We start from the raw sequence: 18,560 nt of genomic DNA, 5'->3' as shown, positions 1-18,560 counted from the left end.
GAACGAGGGCGCCTTTCGTGTACGACGACGACGCGGAGCACTGGGTCGGCAAGACGTTCGCTGGAACGTGGTGGATCGAGCGCGTGCTCGGCACCGGCGGCATGGGGAGCGTGCTGCTCGGGCGGGCGGCGGACGGCTCGCAGGTCGCGCTGAAGGTGCTGCACCCGGAGCTCAACGCGATCGCGGAGGTGCGTAAGCGCTTCCTGCGCGAGGGCTTCATCGGGAACTCGCTCGGGGGGGCGGACGCGGTACCGGGCGTGGTGCGCGTGCTCGGCTCGGGCGAGTCGCCGGAGGGGCTCGCGTACCTGACGATGGAGGTGCTCCAGGGCGAGACGCTGTTCGATCGGATGGCGCGCACCGGGACGATGCCTCCCGGCGAGGTGCTCGCGCTCGCGGATCAGGTGCTCGAGACGCTGGCGATCGCGCACGCGCGCGGCGTCGTGCACCGCGATCTGAAGCCCGAGAACATCCACCTCGGGATCGACGGCCGCGTGCGCATGCTCGACTTCGGCATCGCGCGCGTCGTCGACGGGCTCACGGGCCTGCCCGAGAAGACCGCGACAAAGACCGGCATGATCATGGGCACGGCGACGTACATGGCGCCGGAGCAGGCGACAGGCCTCATCCACGACATCGACGGGCGCACGGATCTGTTCGGGCTCGGGGCGACGATGTTCCGTCTGCTCTCGGGCCGGCAGGTGCACGGCGACGTGACGGAGGCGATGGAGGTCATCGCCGCGGCGACCGAGCAGGCCCCGCCGCTCGCCTCGGTCGCGCCCGGGATCTCGCCCGCGGTCGCGGCCGTAGTCGATCGATCGCTCGCGTTCATCAAGTTCCATCGCTACCCCAACGCGGAGACCATGCGCGCGGACGTCCGCGCGGTGCGCGCGGGCGGGCTGCCCCCGTACGCGCAAGCCGTCCTCGACGGTCGCATCCGCGCCGGCCAGCCGCTGTCGCAGCCGGCGCCGCCGCTCGCGTCGCCGCCGATGACACCGTCCCCCGGCGGCGTGTCGCCGAGCGCCCGCCCGCAGCCGACCGTGCTGGAGCACGCCGCCGCGCCGAGCCACTCGATGAGCCGGCCGGAGCGCACGCTCGACGACAGCGCGACGGTGCCGCCCGGCTCCGGCACGCCGCTCACGCAATGGTCGACGGGCAAGCTGCTCTTGCTCGTCGGCGGCGCCTCGCTCGCCACGGGCGTCATCGTGGCGGTGATCGTCGTTCTGCTGCTGCTGAGCTGCTGACGGGCGGCGCTGCCGGCGGGACCTCGGAGGGCGCCGCCGGCAGACGCGGCGTGGAGGAAGGGCTGCCGGCGGGGCCGAGGGGCCCCGCGGCGGTCAGGAGCGGTCCTCGAGCGGCGTGTAGGCGATGGCGTTCTCGCCCGTGTAGATCTGCCGAGGGCGGCCGATCTTGCCGCTCGGATCGTCGTTCATCTCCTTCCAGTGGGCGATCCAGCCGGGGAGGCGACCGAGCGCGAACATGACGGTGAACATGTTCGTGGGGAAGCCGAGCGCGCGGTAGATGATGCCGCTGTAGAAGTCGACGTTCGGGTAGAGCTTCCGCTCGACGAAGTACGGATCCTTCAGCGCGGTCTCCTCGAGCCGCTGCGCGATGTCGAGCAGCGGATCCTTGATGCCGAGCTTCGCCAGGATCTTGTCGGCGGCCGCCTTGATGAGCACCGCGCGCGGGTCGTAGTTCTTGTAGACGCGGTGACCGAAGCCCATCAGGCGGAAGCCCGAGGTCTTGTCCTTCGCGAGCTTGACGAACTTCGAGACGTCGCCGCCGTCGGCGCGGATCGCCTCGAGCATCGTCACGACCTCCTGGTTGGCGCCGCCGTGCAGCGGGCCCCACAGCGCGCAGATGCCCGCGGCGATCGAGGCGAAGAGGTTCGTCTTCGCGCTGCCGACGAGGCGCACCGTCGACGTCGAGCAGTTCTGCTCGTGATCGGCGTGCAGGATGAGCAGGAGGTTGAGGACCTTCACGATGTCCTCGTCGATCTCGTACGGCTCCGCCGGGACCGAGAACATCATGTTCAGGAAGTTCGCGCAGTACGAGAGCGAGTTGTGCGGGTAGACGAACGGCTGGCCGATCGACTTCTTGTACGAGAACGCGGCGATCGTGCGCACCTTCGAGAGCAGCCGCGCGATGGTGATGTCGAGGAGATCGGTGTTCTTCACGTCGATCGCCTCGGGGTAGTAGCTCGACAGCGAGAGCACCATCGCGGACAGGATCGCCATCGGGTGCGCCGTCGACGGGTAGCCGTCGAAGAAGCGCTTCATGTCCTCGTGGATCAGCGAGTGCCGGGTGAGCAGCGTGGAGAACCGCGACAGCTCGCTCTTGTTCGGCAGCTTGCCGTAGATCAAGAGGTACGAGGTCTCCACGAAGGTCGACTTCTCGCCGAGCTGCTCGATCGGGATGCCGCGATAGCGGAGGATGCCCTTCTCCCCATCGAGGAACGTGATGGAGCTCGTGGTCGAGGCCGTGTTGACGAACGCCGGGTCGATGCAGACGTACCCGGTCTTCGCGCGTAGGGATGCGACGTCGATCGCCTTCTCCCCCTCGGTGCCCGTGATCACCGGCAGCTCGATCGTCTGCTCCACACCGTTCTTATTCAGCGTTAACTTCGCGGTCTCCTGCACGCCTCCTCCTTCCGCCGCAGCGCGGCGTAAGCTATCACGAGGTGAGGGAAGATTGCTTCCCCAAGAAATTGAGGTGATGCGTTTGAGCGAGCCGGTCGTGCGGGGGGAGCTGGCCCACCACCCGGAGGCGCTTCGGCTGGCGGCCGAGGTGCGCCGGGTCCACGGGCGTTACGCAGACGAGGTCGTCGCTCGGTATCGCCTGTGCCCGTTCATGCGCGACGCCGCAACCGGTTTCGGACGCTTTTACGTCCTGCTCGACCGCGAGCCCGTCCTGGAGACGGCGCTGGCGGCCGTGGCCGAGGCGGAGTCCGCCGTGGTGCACCTGATTTTCCCGTGCATCCACGCTCCGTCGCCCCAGTTCGAGCGGTTCTCGTCGCGCCTGGGTGAACAGCTGCGGCGGCTGCGCAACCCCGCGCCGGTCCTCGCCGCGTTCCACCCCGAGATGGCCGGGGACGAGACGAACTCGCACCGGCTCGTCGGCCTCCTCCGGCACGCGCCGGATCCGTTCATTCAAACGATTCCAGAAGGGTTGAACCATTCGGGGACTGTCCTCGCGGGGGCGGGCGTCGAGCCCGCCGCGGACCCGGCCGAGGACAATTACCGGCGCCTTCAAGGGGCTGGGATCGTCGAGGTCAAGGCCAGGCTCGCCGAGATCATGGCGGATCGCGACGCGAGCTATGCCCCCTCCCTGGCGCGGCTCGGGCTGACCCGCCCCGGCCCGCGCTTCGGCCCCGCCCCGGCGCGCTAGCGCTCGGGCGGCCGGCCGGGCGCCTGGCTCGCCCCGCCGGCCCTGGCCTCGCGCTCGGCCATCAGCGGCATCAGGTACGGGAAGCCCGCCGCCATGGTGTCGAGGTCGGGATCGATCTGGGCGGCCAGCCAGAAGAGCAGCACGCAGGCGCGCTCGACGTAGAACCAGTCCTCGGGGTACTCGAACGAGCGCATCAGCTCCTGGAGCTCGCCGCGCTCCAGCTCGGGGTCGGCCAGCTTCTCGAGCTGCTCGGGGCGAGCGCGCATCAGCGCCGCGGGCGTGCGATCCCGGATCTTGAGCAGCTTCGCGAAATAGGTCTTCACGGTCCGCTCGAGGAGCGCGTCGTTGCCCCCGGGCGCGACGAACCCCATCCGCCGGAAGCCGCGCACCACCGCCGCGTCGTCCTGCGCGAAGATGCCCTTCAGGATGTCGAGCAGCCCGTCGATGAGCTCGTCGCGGGCCTCGCAGCTCGCGCCGAAGTCGAGGACGACCAGGCGAAAACCGCCGCCCTCGTCCGCGCTCCGCGGGGCGACGAGGAAGTTCCCCGGGTGCGGATCGGCGTGAAAGAAGCGATCCAGAAAGAGCATCTTGTAGAAGGCCTGCACGAGCTTGAGCGCGACCTCCGAGGGCAGGACGCCCGCGCTCCGCAGCGCGTCGAGGCGGGTGATCTTGATGCCCTCCATGAACGTCATCGTGAGGACGTCGCGCGTCGTGAGCTCGTGGACGACCTCCGGGAACGCGACGCCCGCGTCCCCCGCGAAGTTCTGCGCCATCCGCTCCATGCACGCGGCCTCGTGCAGGTAGTCGGTCTCGCGGCGGAGCAGGTCGACCAGCGACTCGTGCACCCGCTCGATGTGCCCGACCGGGACGAACCGCTTGTAGACGAGGATCGCGAGGCGCAGGACGCGCAGATCGACGGCGATGATCCCGCGGATGCCCGGGTAGAGGAACTTCACCGCGACCTTGCGGCCGTCGCGCAGGCGCGCGACGTGCACCTGCCCCAGCGACGCGGCCGCGAGCGGCGCGCGCTCGATCGACGCGAACAGCTCGCCCGCCGAGCGGCCGAAGCTCGCGCGCAGCGCGGCCTCGAGATCGCTGAAGGGGTGGGGCGGCACCTGGTCCTGGAGCTGCTCGAGCTCCTTGCCGTAGGCCCGCGGCAGGAAGCCGCCCATGATGGACAGCACCTGGCCGAGCTTGATGAAGACGCCCCGCAGCTTGAGCATGGCCCGCAGCAGGCGTCGGGCGTTGTTCTGATCGACGCGAGCGCGGCGCGCGACGAGCCAGCCGGGCAGCTCGCGCGCGGCGCCGCCGCTCCCGAGGCGCCTCGCGAACACCCGCCCGAGCCCCAGCTGGATCAGGTAGCTCGTCAGGATGACCGAGAATGCAAACAGCGCGCGGAGGAGTCGGACGGCGAGCGTCATGTGCGGCAGGGCAGCCGCACCATGCTACCGCAGGGGCCGCGCGGGGCCAGCCAAGCTCGCTCCCCGGGGACGATCCAGTCCCGGAGAGGGGGCCGCCGCGGGCCTTCCCCGCGCCGAGGAGCCCTCCGGCGAGCCGGGTAGGCTCAGGAGAGCGAGTCCTTGATCGCCTTGATCGGGCGAGCGCGGACCGACTTGCTGGCCGGCTTGGCCGCGAACGTCATCGGCTGCTTGGTGAACGGGTTGATCCCCTCGCGCGCCTTGGTGGCGGGCTTCTTGACGACGCGGAACTTCGCGAACCCGGGCATCGTGAAGATGCCGTTCTTCTTCAGCTCCTTGTACGCGATGTCGGTCAGCGCCTCGAGGATCGCCTTGACCTGCTTGCGCGAGATCTCGTTCTCGTTCGCCTCGACCACCGCGTTGATCAGCGCGCTCTTGCTGAGCGACGTGCTCTTCTTCCCGTCCGTTTTCTTCGCCGCCATGTTCATTCCTCCTGAGGTTTGTGGCCTCTTGCGCGCCAAAGGAAACACAACGGCCGCCGCAGATCCAGTGTCGAATCGTCGATCGGAGCTACAAAAGAAGGGGTTTCATGCCCCGGGGGGCGCGTCGCGCCGCCGGAGAGACCGCCGGGGGGGCCTGACGCGGGTCGCCAAAACCCCAGGAAAACGGCCGAAATCGACCGGTCTTCGGGCCTCGCGCGCCCTCCTCGAGGGCGGTCCGACGCCGGGCGCTCGGGGTAGGAGATCACCCGATCCCCTTCCGTTGAAGGCGATCTGGGCCGCACGCGCCCTCCTCGGGTCGAGCCTCCTCGGCCGACGGCCCTCCTCCGCCCCGCCCCGCGCGCGCGATCGCGCCGCGTCGCCCCGCTCGATCCAGCGCTGCGCGCGCGCGACGCGCCTCGCCGTCGCGCCCCGCGCGGCGGGCGAGCGGCGCTGCTCCCGCGCCCAGCAGCGGCGGCTCGCGGCCTCGCGACGGCGGCTCGCGGCCTCGCGGCGGCGGATCGGCGCGAGCCTCTCGGGACCTTTCGGCGACTCGTCGCGAGCCTAGCGGCGGCTGACCGCCGAGCCCGCGCCCCACTTCCGCTTGGCCGAGAGGCCCAGGATCGTCAGCGACTGCGGCGCCTGCGTGAACTCCATCACGTCGCCGAAGCCGACGTTCACCGAGTGGATCGGCCCGTCGAAGAAGAGCTTCGCGTCGTGCGTCTTGCTCCGCACGACGAGCGAGGAGCCCGGCTGGATCAGCGCGTGGCGGAAGCGGTACTCCTCGCCGTGGGGGGTGTACGGCTCGCGCACGACGAGCTGGAGGCGCGTCGAGGTGAGCGGCAGGACGCGCCCGCCGGCGGAGCGCTGCGCGGCCGTGGAGCCGGCCGCCGGGCCGATCCAGAAGCCGCTCGACTTCTGCTCCTCCTCGGCCTTGCCCAGCCGGATCACGTAACGCGACGTGGCCGCCGGGGAGACATGACAGAAGAGCGCGTCGTTCAGGACGCGCGCGGTGGCGAGCTTGTCGTTCACCGTGACCTGCATGCGGGTGAGCACCGTGCGGCGGAGCGAGCCGCGCAGCGCCTTCGCGATCGCGTCGGCCGCGTCCCCGCTCGTCGCGCCGCAGAAGAAGCCGACCGAGTGGCCGGGGGCGCTGTTGATGCCGAGGATCGGCACGTCGCCGACGTTGTGCGAGGCGCTGAGCAGCGTCCCGTCGCCGCCGACCGTGATCACGAGGTCGAGCTCGCCCGCGTCGAACGACTGCGCCGCGCCGGCGAGGATCTCGACGCGGGCGCCGAGGTCGTCGAGCGCCGCCTTGACCTCGCGCACGGTCTGCTCGTGCGCCTCGTGCGACGCCTTGAGGCGCGCGATGGCGGCGTCGCCGGCCTCGATGAGCCGCGTGATGCGCGGGTCCTTCCGCTCGTCGCGGTAGATCCTCCAGGCAGTGCGCTTGACGACGAGCGCGACGCGGGGCGAACGCCGCTGCGCGGGCGCGAGGGGTTGTTCCGCCATCAGAGCTCCGCGAGGCGCCGGAGCGCCACCTCCGTCTTCGCGTCCTCGATCTCGCCGCGGCGGGTGAGCTCGATCGCCTCGTCGAGCGGGACCGCCACGATGACGGCGTGCCGCTCGAGCGGGGAGCCGTCCTCGAGGGGCGCCCCCTGGCGCGCGGGATCGACCTCGACGTGGAAAAAGAAGTGCCGCTCGCCCACCATGCCCGGCGCCGGGAACGTCGACGGGCCGAGCGGCTTCAGCTCGGACGGGGGCACGTCGAACCCCGCCTCCTCGAGCAGCTCGCGCGCGGCCGAGCGCTTCAGGCCCTCGGGGCTCCGCTCGTCGAGCTCCACGAGCCCGGCCGGCAGCTCCCACAGCGCGCCGAGCGTCGGCGCCTCCGGGAACGGGCACACCTCGGGCGCGCGGGTCGCGGCCGGAGGCCGGAGCGCCGAGCGGAGGTAGACGTGACGGCGCCCGTCCGCGCCGCGGTAATGCGGGGCGATCACCACCGCGTCGAGGCGCTCGCGATCGACGCTGTCGTAGGTGAACGGGTCGCTCAGCGTCCCGTCCGGGAACTCGACGCGGAACACTTGGCGCCGCACGTTGAGGAAACCAGGGCCGTCCAGCGAGGGGATCGTCTGGACCAGCCTGAGCGCGAGCTTCGGGAAGGGAGGTAGCCGCATGCGTCGAGGCGCGAAGCATAGCGCCAAACGGCCGCCGATCGCGATCGCGCCCTCGCCGGGACGGCGACGCGCGGCCATGACGCGGGCATGGCACGCGGGCGCGTGGCACGCGGGCGCCCCCGCCCGGCCCCCGGGGGGCGCGGCCTCCGGGCTCAGCGGAGCACGAGGACCCAGACGTCGTAGAGCGCGTGGGTCCAGACGGCCGGCGCGAAGCCGCGGAAGACATAAATCCCCGTGAGCACGAGCCCGCACACCATGCGGAACACGAACGAGGGCAGGTTCCAGGGATCGCCCATCGAGCCGACGTAGTGCCAGCCGGAGAAGACGGCCGCGGCCACGACCGCCCAGCCGACGAGCAGCACCACCCCCTGGACCCCCCGGCCGAAGAAGAGCTTGATCCCGAGCGCGCCGAGCCCGTAGAGGCCGACGCGGAACGCGATCTCCTCGTAGAAGCCCGCGCCGAGCGACATCACGACCCCGGTGAAGATGTCGTTCGACAAGACGGGCGGGCCGAGCCGGAGCGAGCCGACCACGTAGGCGCCGGCGAAGCGCATCAGGATGGCGTAGAGCGCGCCCTCGGTGGCGAGCAGCGCGAAGCGCCGCGTCTTCAAAGCGTGGCCGCGGCCGAGGACGGAGAGGACGATGACGAACGCGGCGCCGACGGCGAACGTGAGGCCCGCGTAGAGCGGGAGGCTGTGCTTGGCGAGCGCCCGGAGCTCGGCGGTGACCGGATCCGCCGCGTTGCGGATGGGGAGGAAGGCGACGCCGATGTGGTAGAGGACGAAGATCGGCATCGTCAGCGCCAGATCCGTCAGCGCGTCGCTCTTCGCGGTCGGCTTGTCGCCGGGAGGAGCCGCCCCCGGCCGGGCGAGCGCCGGCCCGGCGCCGAGCATCAGGACGGCCTCAGGCGATACACGATGACCAGCACCTCCGCGGACCACAGGACGAGGTTCAGCACGAAGGGGGTGTCCCGGAGGATCTCCTGGGTGGGGCTCTCGGCCTTCGCGCTGCCGGCCACGAGCTGGAGGAACCGGATCACCCCGAAGAGCGGGTGGATCGTGGTCAGCCAGAGGTACGGGTTCTCGAAGAAGCGCTGCGTGTCGTGATCGAGCGTGTACGCGAGGTAGGTGCCGATGGTGGCGACGCCGGTCACGGCGAGCGCCGCCGTCAGCGCGCCGGGCGTGTAGGCGTCCAGCGCCGCGCGCTGCTTCGAGGCGTTGGCGCACGCGAGCTCGTGGCGGCGCTTGCCGAAGCCGAGGAAGAGCGCGAGCAGGGCGGTGCACGCGATCATGAAGCCGGAGAGCGGCGTCTTCGTCGCGAAGCCGCCGGCGAGCACGCGCAGCACGAAGAAGACCGCGATGCAGCCGACGTCGAGGTACGCGATCTTCTTGAGCCGGAACGAGTAGGCGACGTTGAGGACGTAGTAGCTGGCGGCGACCACCGCGAAGAGCGGCGGGCCGAGCAGGCTGGCGCCGAGCGCGATGACCGCGAGGCCGACCGCCATCGCCTTGGCGACCGGGATCGGCACGCGGCCCGAGGCGATGGGCCGGAAACGCTTGACCGGGTGGACCCGGTCGGCCTCGGCGTCGACGATGTCGTTCAGGATGTAGACGGCGCCGGCGAGCAGGCAGAAGATCGCGAAGGCCCCGACCGCGCTCATGATGATCGAGGGGTGGGTCAGGTGCTTGGCGAACACCACCGGGGCGAGGACGAAGAGGTTCTTCACCCACTGGTGGGGGCGCATCGCCCGGATCATCCCGCGCACGCGCCAGAGCAGCGTCCCCCTGGGGGAGTCGGGCAAGATGGGCGGCTGCGCGATCAGGCCGCCCGAGGGGGGCCCGCTCTCCGGCGGACGCGAGCTCGGCACGCCGCTCCGCGGCGGCGACGAGGGAGGCTTGCCGGCGGGGACGGAGCTCATCGCGGCGGGTGAGCCGCCCTGCTCGGCCGGCGCAGGGTTGTCCAGCGCGCCGGCGTCCGGGCGAGCATCGGCGCCTGGCGCCTCCTGGGCAGGCAAGGCGGGGGCACTGTGGCGAAAGAGAGGACCCGAGGCGGTCACGGCGGCCGGAGCATACCCGGGAGCACCGGTCACGGCCATTCCGCGGCAGGCAAAAGAGCAGGAACGTGGACGCTCGGGACTGTCGGAACCGAGCGGCGGCGACGGGCCGAGCGCCCCGGGGCCCAGCCGACGCGCCTGGGGGAACGTGGCGCAGCGCACCCGGGCCCGCGGCCCCCGCGGCGCACGTCGCGAATCCGCGTTCGCACCGGCCGCCCCGGCTTGTGGAACGCAAAATGCGCATCCCCGCAGGCTGGCCGTAACCTCGTGCTACCATCGCCCGTGATGACATCAGCGCTCTCGGTCGCGCGTGAAGCTTCGCCACTTCTTCTGAAGCTTCGCTCTGCCGTGGAGCAGGCCCTCGAAGGGAAGCCAGAGGCGGTCGAGCTGGCGCTCATCGCGCTGCTCGCCCGGGGCCATGTCCTCATCGAGGACGTGCCCGGCGTCGGCAAGACGACGCTGGCGCGAGCGCTGGCGAAGGCCGTAGGGGGCGAGCTCCGTCGCGTTCAGTTCACCAGCGATCTCCTGCCGAGCGACGTCCTCGGGGTGAGCGTCTTCGACCAGCGGCTCGGGCAGTTCGTGTTCCGCCAGGGGCCGATCTTCGCGAACGTCCTGCTCGCCGACGAGATCAACCGGGCGAGCCCGCGGACCCAGTCGGCGCTGCTCGAGGCGATGAACGAGGGGCAGGTGTCCATCGAGGGGACGGCGACGCCGCTGCCGGAGCCGTTCTTCGTGCTCGCGACCCAGAACCCGCAGGATTTCGCCGGCACCTTTCCCCTGCCGGAGTCGCAGCTCGACCGGTTCATGGTGCGGATCCGGATCGGGTACCCGCCGCCCCAGGTGGAGATGCGGCTGCTCCTCCAGGGCGGCGAGCCCGATCGCGCGCGGAACGTGCCGCAGGTCATCGATCCCGCGCAGCTCGTGGCGCTGCAGCGCGAGGTCGATCGCGTCGAGCTCGACTCGTCGCTCGCGACCTACCTGCAGGCGGTGCTCGCGGCCACGCGCTCGAGCCCGACCCTCTCGCTGGGCGCCTCGCCGCGCGCCGGCATGAACCTGGCGCGCGCGGCCCGGGGGCGCGCCGTCCTCTACGGCCGCTCGTACTGTATCGCGGACGACATCCATGACCTCGCGGTCGCCGTGCTGGCGCACCGGGTCCGGCTCTCGGCCCACGCCGAGGGCTACATGCCGACCCGCGACGAATGCGAGGCGGCGGTGCGCGATCTCGTGGCGCGGGTGCCGGTCCCGCTCTGAGGGGGCGATGGGCGCAGAGGACCGGGAGCGGGGATCTCTCAGCGGCAGCTCCCGCGGCGCCGAGCGCGAAGGCGGGGCCGCGCGCAGCGCGATCCGGCCGAGCCGCCTGAAGCGCGAGCGGCCCCCGATCGAGCAGCGCCCGCTCTTGCCCTCGCGCGGGGAGCAGGCGGCTTCATGGACGAAGGTCCTGCTGGCCCTGAGGCCGCCCCGGAAGCTCAAGTTCACCCGGGAGGGGAAGTACTACCTCGGGATCACGCTGGGCGTCGGCTTCGCGGCGATCAACACGGGCAACAACCTCCTCTACCTGCTGCTCGGGATGCTGCTGTCGCTGATCGTCGTCTCCGGCGTGATGAGCGACCTGTCGCTCCGACACCTCACCGTGACCCGGCGGCTCCCGGCCCGCGCCCAGGTGGGCCGGGCGCACCTCGTCGAGATCGAGGTCTACAACCACAAGAAGCGCGTGCCGTCGTACGCGATCGAGGTCGAGGACCTGCGCGCCGGTCAGCCGGCCGACAAGCGCTGCTTCTTCCTGAAGATCAGCCCCTCCAGCGCGCAGGTGGCCGCCTACCGGCGGACGCCGGCGAAGCGCGGCCGCGACCGGCACACCGGGTTCCGCATCGCGACCCGCTTCCCCTTCGGGCTGTTCGAGAAATCGCGCGAGGTCGAGGCCGAGGGGGATCTCATCATCTACCCCGCCGTCGATCCGGTGCGGCTCCCGGTCGAGGACGCGGGGCGGCGCGAGGGCGGCGCGAGCCTCAGCGGGCGCGGCGGCGGCGACGAGACGTTCGGGCTGCGGCCGATGCGCGAAGGCGACGATCCGCGCGACATCTACTGGAAGAAGAGCACGATGCGCGACCAGCTGGTGCTGCGCGAGCGCACCCGGGAGACGCGGCCCGACGTGCGGATCGTCGTCGACACGGTGCGGCCCGCCGGCGAGGGCGACGGGTTCGCGCAGACCTTCGAGCGCAGGATCCGCGAGGCGGCCTCGCGCGCGGTCGCCCACATCAAGCGCGGCGACGCCGTGGTCGTCGCGACGACCGTGGGCGAGCGGGTGCGCGGCGACCGCAACATCGGCTCCGACGCGATCCTCCGGTTCCTGGCGCTGCTCGAGGCGGTGGACGAGGGGCGGTTGCCGGAGCTCGGCGAAGCGCGCGCCGCTCGGGCGTCCGCGCGGCAGGTCTCCAGCCCGGGCCCCACGAGCGGCGAGCGCCGCGCCACCACGCCGAGGACCGCTTCATGAGATTCGGGATGGTGCATCGGGTCATGACCGACGCGCTCGCGGCGCTCGGCGTCATCGCCCTCGTCGCCAGCGGGCAGTTCAACCGCTACGTGAGCTGGGCCATCCTCATCGGCCTCGCGCTCGCGCTCGTCGTGCGCGAGTCCTGGCAGCGGCACCCGGCGCTCCGCCACCTCGACACCGGCGTCCTCCTGGTCGTCATCGCCGTCCAGGTGGTCCGCATCGTCGCGACCGACGCGAGCGTGCTCGACGTGCTCGTGGAGTTCGCCGCGGCGCTGCAGATCATCCGGCTCGCGACGCGGAAGGGCGCGGCGCACGACCAGCAGGTCATCGTGCTCGCGCTCCTGCACCTCATCGCCGGGACCGTCCTCGGCGGCGGCCTCGGCTACGGGCTGTGCTTCCTCGGCGTGCTCGTCGTCGCGCCCGGCGCCCTCGTGCTCAGCCACCTCAGGCGCGAGGTCGAGGGCAACTACCGGCAGGGGGCGCGCGACCGGACCGGGCTGCCCGTGGACGTGCCGCGCATCCTGCGCTCCAGGCGGGTCGTCGGGCGCTCGTTCCTCGCCGTCACCTGCCTGCTCTCGATCCCGATCTTCGTCTTCACCGCGCTCCTGTTCGTCATCTTTCCGCGCGTCGGCCTCTCGCTGCTCCTCCTGAACCGCGGCCACACGGGGCGGATGATCGGCTTCTCGGGCAAGGTCGACCTGGGCGCGGTCGGCGTGCTGCGCAGCGATCCCAAGCTGGCGATGCGCGTCGAGATCCCCGATCTCCCGGAGCCGCCGCCGCCGCGCCTCACCATGCACCTGCGCGGCACCGCGCTCGACGCGTACGACGGCCGCACCTGGACCCAGAGCGAGGCGTTCAAGCGCCCGACCGAGAGCGACGGGGGGCTCGTGCCGATCGAGCGGTACCCGGATCCGTCGGTCGATCCGGTGATGCGCATCGATCTCGAGCCGATCGATCCGCCCGTGATCTTCATCCCGCCGAACGCGACGGGGCTCCGGTTCAAGAGCCGCGGGCAGCTCGGCATCGACGCGAACACGATGGCCCACCGCGGGCCCGAGGGAGAGTTCCGGTACCAGCCCCTCGACGACCGCGGGCTCGTCTACGACGTCTTCCTGTCGCGCAAGCGGTCGCCGACGTTCCAGCGCCTGCCGGCGGGCGAGCGGCGGCGCTACCTGGAGCTGCCGAAGGACCTGCCGCCGCGCGTCGTCGAGCTCGCGCAGCAATGGACGCAGGGCCTGGAGCGCCCGGCCGACCGCGCGCGCGCGGTCCAGGATCGCCTGCGCACGGAGTACCGGTACGACCTCGCGTCGCCGTCGGGGGCGGACCCGCAGCCGCTCGATCACTTCCTGTTCGAGTCGAAGCGCGGGCACTGCGAGTTCTACTCGACGGCGATGGCGATCCTGCTGCGCGCGGTGGACGTGCCGACGCGCAACGTGACCGGCTTCGTCGGCGGCACCTACAACCGCTTCGGCCGGTTCTACGCCGTGCGCCAGGGCGACGCCCACTCGTGGGTCGAGGTGTTCCTCGACGGCGAGGGGTGGCAGACGTTCGATCCGACGCCGCCGGCCGACGCGGCGCCGAAGAGCGAGCTGGTCGGGGTCTGGGCGTACCTCCGCGACTTCATCGAGGCGACGAGCCAGCGCTGGGACAGGCACATCGTCGGCTACGACCTGAACCAGCAGGTGAGCCTGCTCCAGACGCTCACGTCGCGCTACCGGAGGTCCGGCTCGAGCGGCGACGTCGCGCTGTCGCGCCCGCGGATCCTCGCCGTCGCCGCCGTCGCGCTCGCGCTGGGCGGCGGCCTGCTCTACTGGCGGTTCCGCCGCGCGCGCCGCGGGCGCGACGAGTCGCGCGCCGACGGGGGGCGCACCCCGAGCGCGATCCTGGCGACCGCGCTCTACGAGAGCCTGGAGGTCGCCATGCTCGCGCAGGGCGTGCCGCGCCCGCCCAGCATGCCGCCGCTGCGCCACGCCGAGGCGCTGGAGCACGCGGACCACCCGCTGGCGCGCGAGATCCTGCAGCTCACGCAGGTCTACCTGCGCGCCCGCTTCGGCGGGGCGCAGCTCACCGAGGACGACAGCCGCGACTTCGAGCGACGCGTCAAGGCGCTGCGCTCGACCGATCGCCGCGCGCTCGCGGCAGGCAACGTCGGGCTCCACGCGTCGCCCTGATCGCGGGCCTCGGCGGCGCGCGGCGCGCCGCGCGCCGCGCGCGGCGACGCTCGGCCGCGCGCGGCGCCTTGCTCAGCGGCGCCGCACGGGGCGCTTCGCGATGAACGCCTGGCGGATGCCGGTGACGGCGCGGCGGGTCGGGCCGCCGGAGACGAACGGGTCCTGGGCGGCGAGCTCGCCCAGCCGGTCCACGAACGACTGCGCCACGACGCGCTCGCCCAGCAGGCTGACGACGTTCGACTGGCCGCGCATCGTGGACGCGAGGACCGTCGCCGTCGACGTGTCCGGCACCGCGGCGGCCGAGAGCGCCTCCAGCACGCGCTTGATCGGCACGATCGACTGCGCGGTCGCCAGCTTGCGATCCGAGGGGCCGAGCGGCTGCGGGGCGTACTCGAGCCAGATCCCGGCGACGTTCAGGTGGCCGAGGAGCCTCTTCGACCAGCTCGGATCGAGCTCCACGTAGAGGGGCCGGACGTCGGCCAGCGTGGAGAGCGCGAACTCGCTGGGCTCGCCCGCGAGCGCGAAGTCGCGCAGGAGCGGCGCGAGCTTGCGCTCCGCGGCGAGCAGGCTCGCCGCGACGTGGCCGCGATCGAGCAGCGGGATCGGGACCACGAGGACGTCCGGCCGCTCGCCGCGCGTGATCCGCGCCGCCCAGACCCGCCACGCGATCGCCGGCGAGCGCACGAGGATGGCGGAGCTCGGATCGAGGCTGCCGTACGCCTCGTCGGTCCAGACCTCGGCGGCCGTCTGCTCGCTCCGGTCGGCGGCGAAGCCGGCCTCCTCGCTCGTCAGCGCGACCAGCGTCAGCTGGAAGACGACGAGCAGCACCGCGCCGCTCCGCGAGAACGGCACGCGCGTGTCGAGCAGCGCCCGGACGGCGGCGTGCGCCCCGAGCGCCGAGCCGACGGCGATCGCCGCGACCGCGAGCGACCGCAGGGGGGTGAGCGGATCCGCGGAGAGCACGCCGGCCGCGCGCGCGGGCAGGAGGGTGTCGAGCGCGAGCAGCACGAGGAACGGCGCGACGAGCCACCGCGCGCGCGGGCGCAGGAGCGAGAGCGCGAGGCCGGCCGCGGCGATGAGGAGGGAGACGACGCCGATCTCGCGGCTCCACGCGGCGAGCGCCGTGGTGCGCGCGCTGGCGACGTCGGCGGCGGCGAGGCTCCCCGCCGTGAGCGCGCGGCCGATGTCGGCCCACGCGCGCGGCGCGAGCGGCCGGAGCACGAGCGGCGCGAGGAGGAGCGCGGCCGTGAGCGCGCCCGCGCCGGCGGCGGCGCCGAGCAGGCGCCGGGGCGGGCCCGCGGCCGCCGCCTCCCCGCCGAGGCCCCGGCGGGCGAGGACCATCGCGAGCGACGCCGCCATCGCCGCGAGGCCGGCGGGAGGGCTCTCGGCGAACGTGGCCCCGAGGACCGCGCCGAGCGCGATCCACGCGCGCCCCGCGTGCCGCGCCTGCTCGGCGCAGATCGACGCGAGCGCGAGGGCCACGAGCGCGCAGCAGGTGGCGAGCATGGCGCCGCCGCCGACCGTCGCCTCCCGCTGCCAGGTCGGCGACAGCGCCGCCGTGAGGACGGCGATCGCCGACAGCGCGGCGGCGAGCCGCGGGCTCGCAGCGCCGCCGGGCGCGGCCGGCGCGGGCCGCGCCGCGGCCGGGATCGCCTCGGCGGCGCCGCCGAAGAGCTTGCGGAGGAGCGAGAGCCCGGGGAGGGGCGCCGGCCGCGCGGACTCCAGGAGGAGCCGGCGGACCATCTCGTAGAGCAGGCGCGACGCGAGCGCGAGCGCGAGCGCCGATCCGAGGGCGGTGCGGAAGGTGCGCGAGCCCAGCGGGAGCAGGCTCAGCGCCTGCGAGACCGCGGTCGAGAGGCCGCCGCCGACCCCGACCGCGACGAGGCCGAGGTCGCGGACGGCCGTGAGATCCTCTCGCCATTGCCCTGACGAGGCGGCGCGGGCCAGCGAGAGCCCGAAGGGCAGCGCGGCCGACAGGAAGGCGAGCGACCGATCGAGCCAGCAGCGTTTCTCTTCGGAGCTCACCAGGCGGCCATGCCAGATCGGCCGCGGGCGGGCCAAGTTCCGGCGCACGCCCCGGCGGCGCGTGGCCCGGCGGCGGCGCGCGGCCCGATCCGCGCCCCCGGCGGCGGCGCGCGGGGCCGATCCCCGCGCGAGGGGCGCGATCATCCGGAGAGGCGGTGAGCGGCGACCTGGGCTAGAGTCGCCCCTCCCACGGAAATTCGGAGGTCGGCTCGTGTCCCGTTTCATCGATGAGCTCAAGAGGACGCACCGCTGCGGCGATCTGCGCGAGGCGGACATTGGCAAGGAGGTCGTGCTGTTCGGCTGGGTCGCGCGGCGCCGCGATCACGGCGGCTGCATCTTCATCGACCTCCGCGACCGCACCGGCGTGACGCAGATCGTCTTCGATCGCAGCTACCTCGGAGCGATCACGAAGTACGGCGTGAAGGCGGAGGAGAAGGACCTCGTCGACGCCCACGCCGCCGCCGAGCGGGCCCGGTCCGAGTGGGTCGTCGGCGTCCGGGGCGTCGTGGTGAGCCGTGAAGGCAACGTGAACGACAAGATCGACACCGGGGCCATCGAGGTCTGGGTCGCCGAGGCGACGATCTTCAATCGGGCCGAGACGCCGCCGTTCGAGATCGCGGACGAGATCGAGACGCGGGAGGAGATCCGCCTCCAGCACCGGTACCTCGACCTGCGCCGGACGCCGCTCCAGCGGACGCTGCGGATGCGCCACGAGATCAACCGGGCGACGCGGAACTACCTGTCGGACCAGGGCTGCCTCGAGCTCGAGACGCCGTTCCTCGTGAAGTACACGCCGGGCGGCGCGCGCAACTTCCTCGTCCCGTCGCGGATCTCGGCCGGCAAGTTCTACGCGCTCGCCGAGAGCCCGCAGCTCTACAAGCAGCTCTTCATGGTCGCGGGCTTCGACCGGTACTTCCAGATCGTGAAGTGCTTCCGGGACGAGGACCTGCGCATCGACCGGCAGCCGGAGTTCACCCAGATCGACGTCGAGCTGTCGTTCGTGAACCAGGACGACGTCTTCGGGCTGATGGAGGGGCTCGTCTTCGCGTTGTTCAAGGCCGCCCTCGGCAAGGACCTCACCGAGCTCTACCCGACCGGCCGCTTCCCGCGCATGCCGTACGCCGAGTCGATGCGCCGCTTCGGCAACGACAAGCCCGACCTCCGCTTCGGGATCGAGCACACCGACCTCACCGACATCATCATCGAGCACGGCGGCGGCGGGGTGCCGTTCTGGGTGGAGCTCGCCGAGAAGTACCGGTCGGGCAAGCTGCGTCGCGATCTGAAGCCCGAGATCGTGAAGGGGCTCGTGATCCCGGCGAGCGCCAACCTCTCGCGCCAGCAGACCGAGGACCTCGAGAAGGGGCTCCGCGACGTGAAGGGCTTCCGGGGGCTCGCGCGCGCCAAGCTCGCCGAGGACGGCTCCTGGACGCAGTCGCCCCTCACGAAGTCGATCACGCCGGAGCTCCGGCAGAAGCTGAACGAGGCGCTCGGCGCCAAGCCGGGCGACATCCTCTGCTTCCAGTTCGGCAAGGAGGCCGTGGTGCACACGGTCATGGCGAAGCTCCGCATCGACGTCGCCAAGAAGATGGGGCTCATCCCGGAGTACGGGCATGGCGACCAGTGGCGGTTCCTCTGGGTGACGAACCCACCCCTGTTCGAGTTCGACGAGGACACGGGGCGCTGGGCCGCCGCGCACCACGCGTTCACGCGGCCGATCGACGAGCACGTGCCGCTCCTCGAGAGCGATCCGGCGCGCGTCGAGTGCTACCGTTACGATCTCGTGCTGAACGGGTTCGAGATCGGCGGCGGCTCGATCCGGCTGCACGATCCGGAGGTGCAGGCGCGCGTCTTCAAGACGCTGGGCATCGACGAGGGCGACGCGCGCGACAAGTTCGGGTTCCTCCTGGACGCGCTCCGCAGCGGCGCGCCGCCGCACGGCGGGATCGCGCTCGGCATGGACCGGCTCTCGATGCTGCTCAGCGGCGCGCCGACGCTGCGCGACGTCATCCCGTTCCCGAAGACCAACCAGGGCACGGACCAGATGACGGGCGCGCCCGTGGCCGTCGACGGCGCGCAGCTCGCCGAGCTGCACGTGAAGACGGTCGCGCCCGCGGACGCCCGACCGGGCGCGGCGGGCACCGGCAGCGCCGGCGCCTGATGCCGGACCGGGGGGCGCGCGCGCGATCGCGATCGGACGGCTCGACCGCGGCGCCCCGGCGCTCGAGCGCGGCGGGGCGCCGCCGCCACCGCGCGCGCTGTGCCCTGCCTCGCCGCGCGCGGCCGCGCCCCTCGGCCTTTATGTTTGCAGGCCGCGCACTTCTGATAGGGTAGGGCCTGTATCCTTCGCCATGGCCTCCCCGGCGCG

At 72.4% G+C, this 18,560-nt stretch carries 14 protein-coding genes; 6 read left to right on the top strand and 8 right to left on the bottom strand.

Annotated elements, in window-relative coordinates:
• Positions 1–17: 17 nt before the first annotated feature.
• Positions 18–1,241 (top strand): serine/threonine-protein kinase, encoded by a 1,224-nt coding sequence (locus WMF26_RS46870; RefSeq protein WP_061624709.1) that lies wholly within the window; start codon positions 18–20, stop codon positions 1,239–1,241.
• A gap of 93 nt (positions 1,242–1,334) precedes the next feature.
• Here WMF26_RS46870 and WMF26_RS46865 read toward each other — a convergent pair whose 3' ends face one another.
• Entirely contained in the window at positions 1,335–2,612 is a 1,278-nt protein-coding gene (locus WMF26_RS46865) for a citrate synthase (protein WP_187346073.1), read from the bottom strand.
• Positions 2,613–2,712: 100 nt separating this feature from the next.
• Between WMF26_RS46865 and WMF26_RS46860 the strand changes: the two genes are divergently transcribed.
• Positions 2,713–3,384: a hypothetical protein gene (locus tag WMF26_RS46860; RefSeq protein ID WP_437998004.1), complete on the top strand. Its 672-nt coding sequence runs from the start codon at positions 2,713–2,715 to the stop codon at positions 3,382–3,384.
• On the opposite strand, the gene WMF26_RS46855 is transcribed toward WMF26_RS46860, so the two are convergent.
• The 6 genes from WMF26_RS46855 to WMF26_RS46830 form a co-directional block, all read right to left on the bottom strand.
• Positions 3,381–4,805, bottom strand: a complete 1,425-nt coding sequence (locus WMF26_RS46855; RefSeq protein ID WP_437998003.1) for an ABC1 kinase family protein — start codon at positions 4,803–4,805, stop codon at positions 3,381–3,383. The genes WMF26_RS46860 and WMF26_RS46855 overlap by 4 nt on opposite strands.
• Before the next feature lie 143 nt (positions 4,806–4,948).
• On the bottom strand, positions 4,949–5,284 hold the full coding sequence (locus tag WMF26_RS46850) for an HU family DNA-binding protein (RefSeq protein WP_044989678.1): 336 nt from the start codon (positions 5,282–5,284) through the stop codon (positions 4,949–4,951).
• 561 nt (positions 5,285–5,845) lie between these two features.
• Positions 5,846–6,793, bottom strand: coding sequence for an NAD(+)/NADH kinase (locus WMF26_RS46845; protein ID WP_061622300.1), 948 nt, complete (start codon positions 6,791–6,793; stop codon positions 5,846–5,848).
• Positions 6,793–7,455 (bottom strand): NUDIX hydrolase, encoded by a 663-nt coding sequence (locus WMF26_RS46840; RefSeq protein WP_437998002.1) that lies wholly within the window; start codon positions 7,453–7,455, stop codon positions 6,793–6,795. The genes WMF26_RS46845 and WMF26_RS46840 overlap by 1 nt, the downstream gene beginning before the upstream one ends.
• Positions 7,456–7,607: 152 nt before the next feature.
• On the bottom strand, positions 7,608–8,348 hold the full coding sequence (locus WMF26_RS46835) for a CPBP family glutamic-type intramembrane protease (RefSeq protein WP_437998001.1): 741 nt from the start codon (positions 8,346–8,348) through the stop codon (positions 7,608–7,610).
• Positions 8,348–9,373, bottom strand: coding sequence for a decaprenyl-phosphate phosphoribosyltransferase (locus tag WMF26_RS46830; RefSeq protein ID WP_020741494.1), 1,026 nt, complete (start codon positions 9,371–9,373; stop codon positions 8,348–8,350). The genes WMF26_RS46835 and WMF26_RS46830 overlap by 1 nt, the downstream gene beginning before the upstream one ends.
• A gap of 420 nt (positions 9,374–9,793) precedes the next feature.
• Between WMF26_RS46830 and WMF26_RS46825 the strand changes: the two genes are divergently transcribed.
• Genes WMF26_RS46825 through WMF26_RS46815 form a run of 3 tightly spaced genes read left to right on the top strand, consistent with a single transcriptional unit; the run spans position 9,794 to position 14,170 of the window.
• Positions 9,794–10,759 carry an AAA family ATPase gene (locus tag WMF26_RS46825; protein WP_020741493.1) on the top strand — a complete coding sequence of 322 codons (966 nt, stop codon included), beginning with the start codon at positions 9,794–9,796 and terminating at the stop codon, positions 10,757–10,759.
• Positions 10,760–10,766: 7 nt separating this feature from the next.
• A complete protein-coding gene (locus WMF26_RS46820; protein WP_437998000.1) occupies positions 10,767–11,999 on the top strand; it encodes a DUF58 domain-containing protein in 1,233 nt (410 codons plus the stop codon).
• Positions 11,996–14,170 (top strand): transglutaminase TgpA family protein, encoded by a 2,175-nt coding sequence (locus WMF26_RS46815; protein WP_437997999.1) that lies wholly within the window; start codon positions 11,996–11,998, stop codon positions 14,168–14,170. The genes WMF26_RS46820 and WMF26_RS46815 overlap by 4 nt, the downstream gene beginning before the upstream one ends.
• Positions 14,171–14,242: 72 nt before the next feature.
• Here the strand turns inward: WMF26_RS46815 and WMF26_RS46810 are convergent, their stop codons facing one another.
• Positions 14,243–16,195, bottom strand: a complete 1,953-nt coding sequence (locus WMF26_RS46810) for a hypothetical protein (protein ID WP_437997998.1) — start codon at positions 16,193–16,195, stop codon at positions 14,243–14,245.
• Positions 16,196–16,406: 211 nt separating this feature from the next.
• On the opposite strand from WMF26_RS46810, the gene aspS reads away from it, so the two are divergent.
• Positions 16,407–18,353, top strand: coding sequence for an aspartate--tRNA ligase (gene aspS, locus WMF26_RS46805; RefSeq protein WP_437997997.1), 1,947 nt, complete (start codon positions 16,407–16,409; stop codon positions 18,351–18,353).
• Positions 18,354–18,560 lie beyond the last annotated feature (207 nt).

The organism is Sorangium sp. So ce185, from assembly GCF_051526825.1.
GTDB classification, from domain to species: domain Bacteria; phylum Myxococcota_A; class Polyangia; order Polyangiales; family Polyangiaceae; genus Sorangium; species Sorangium cellulosum_D.
The sequence above is the reverse complement of the archived record's forward strand: the minus strand, read 5'-3'. Positions and strand labels throughout refer to the sequence as shown.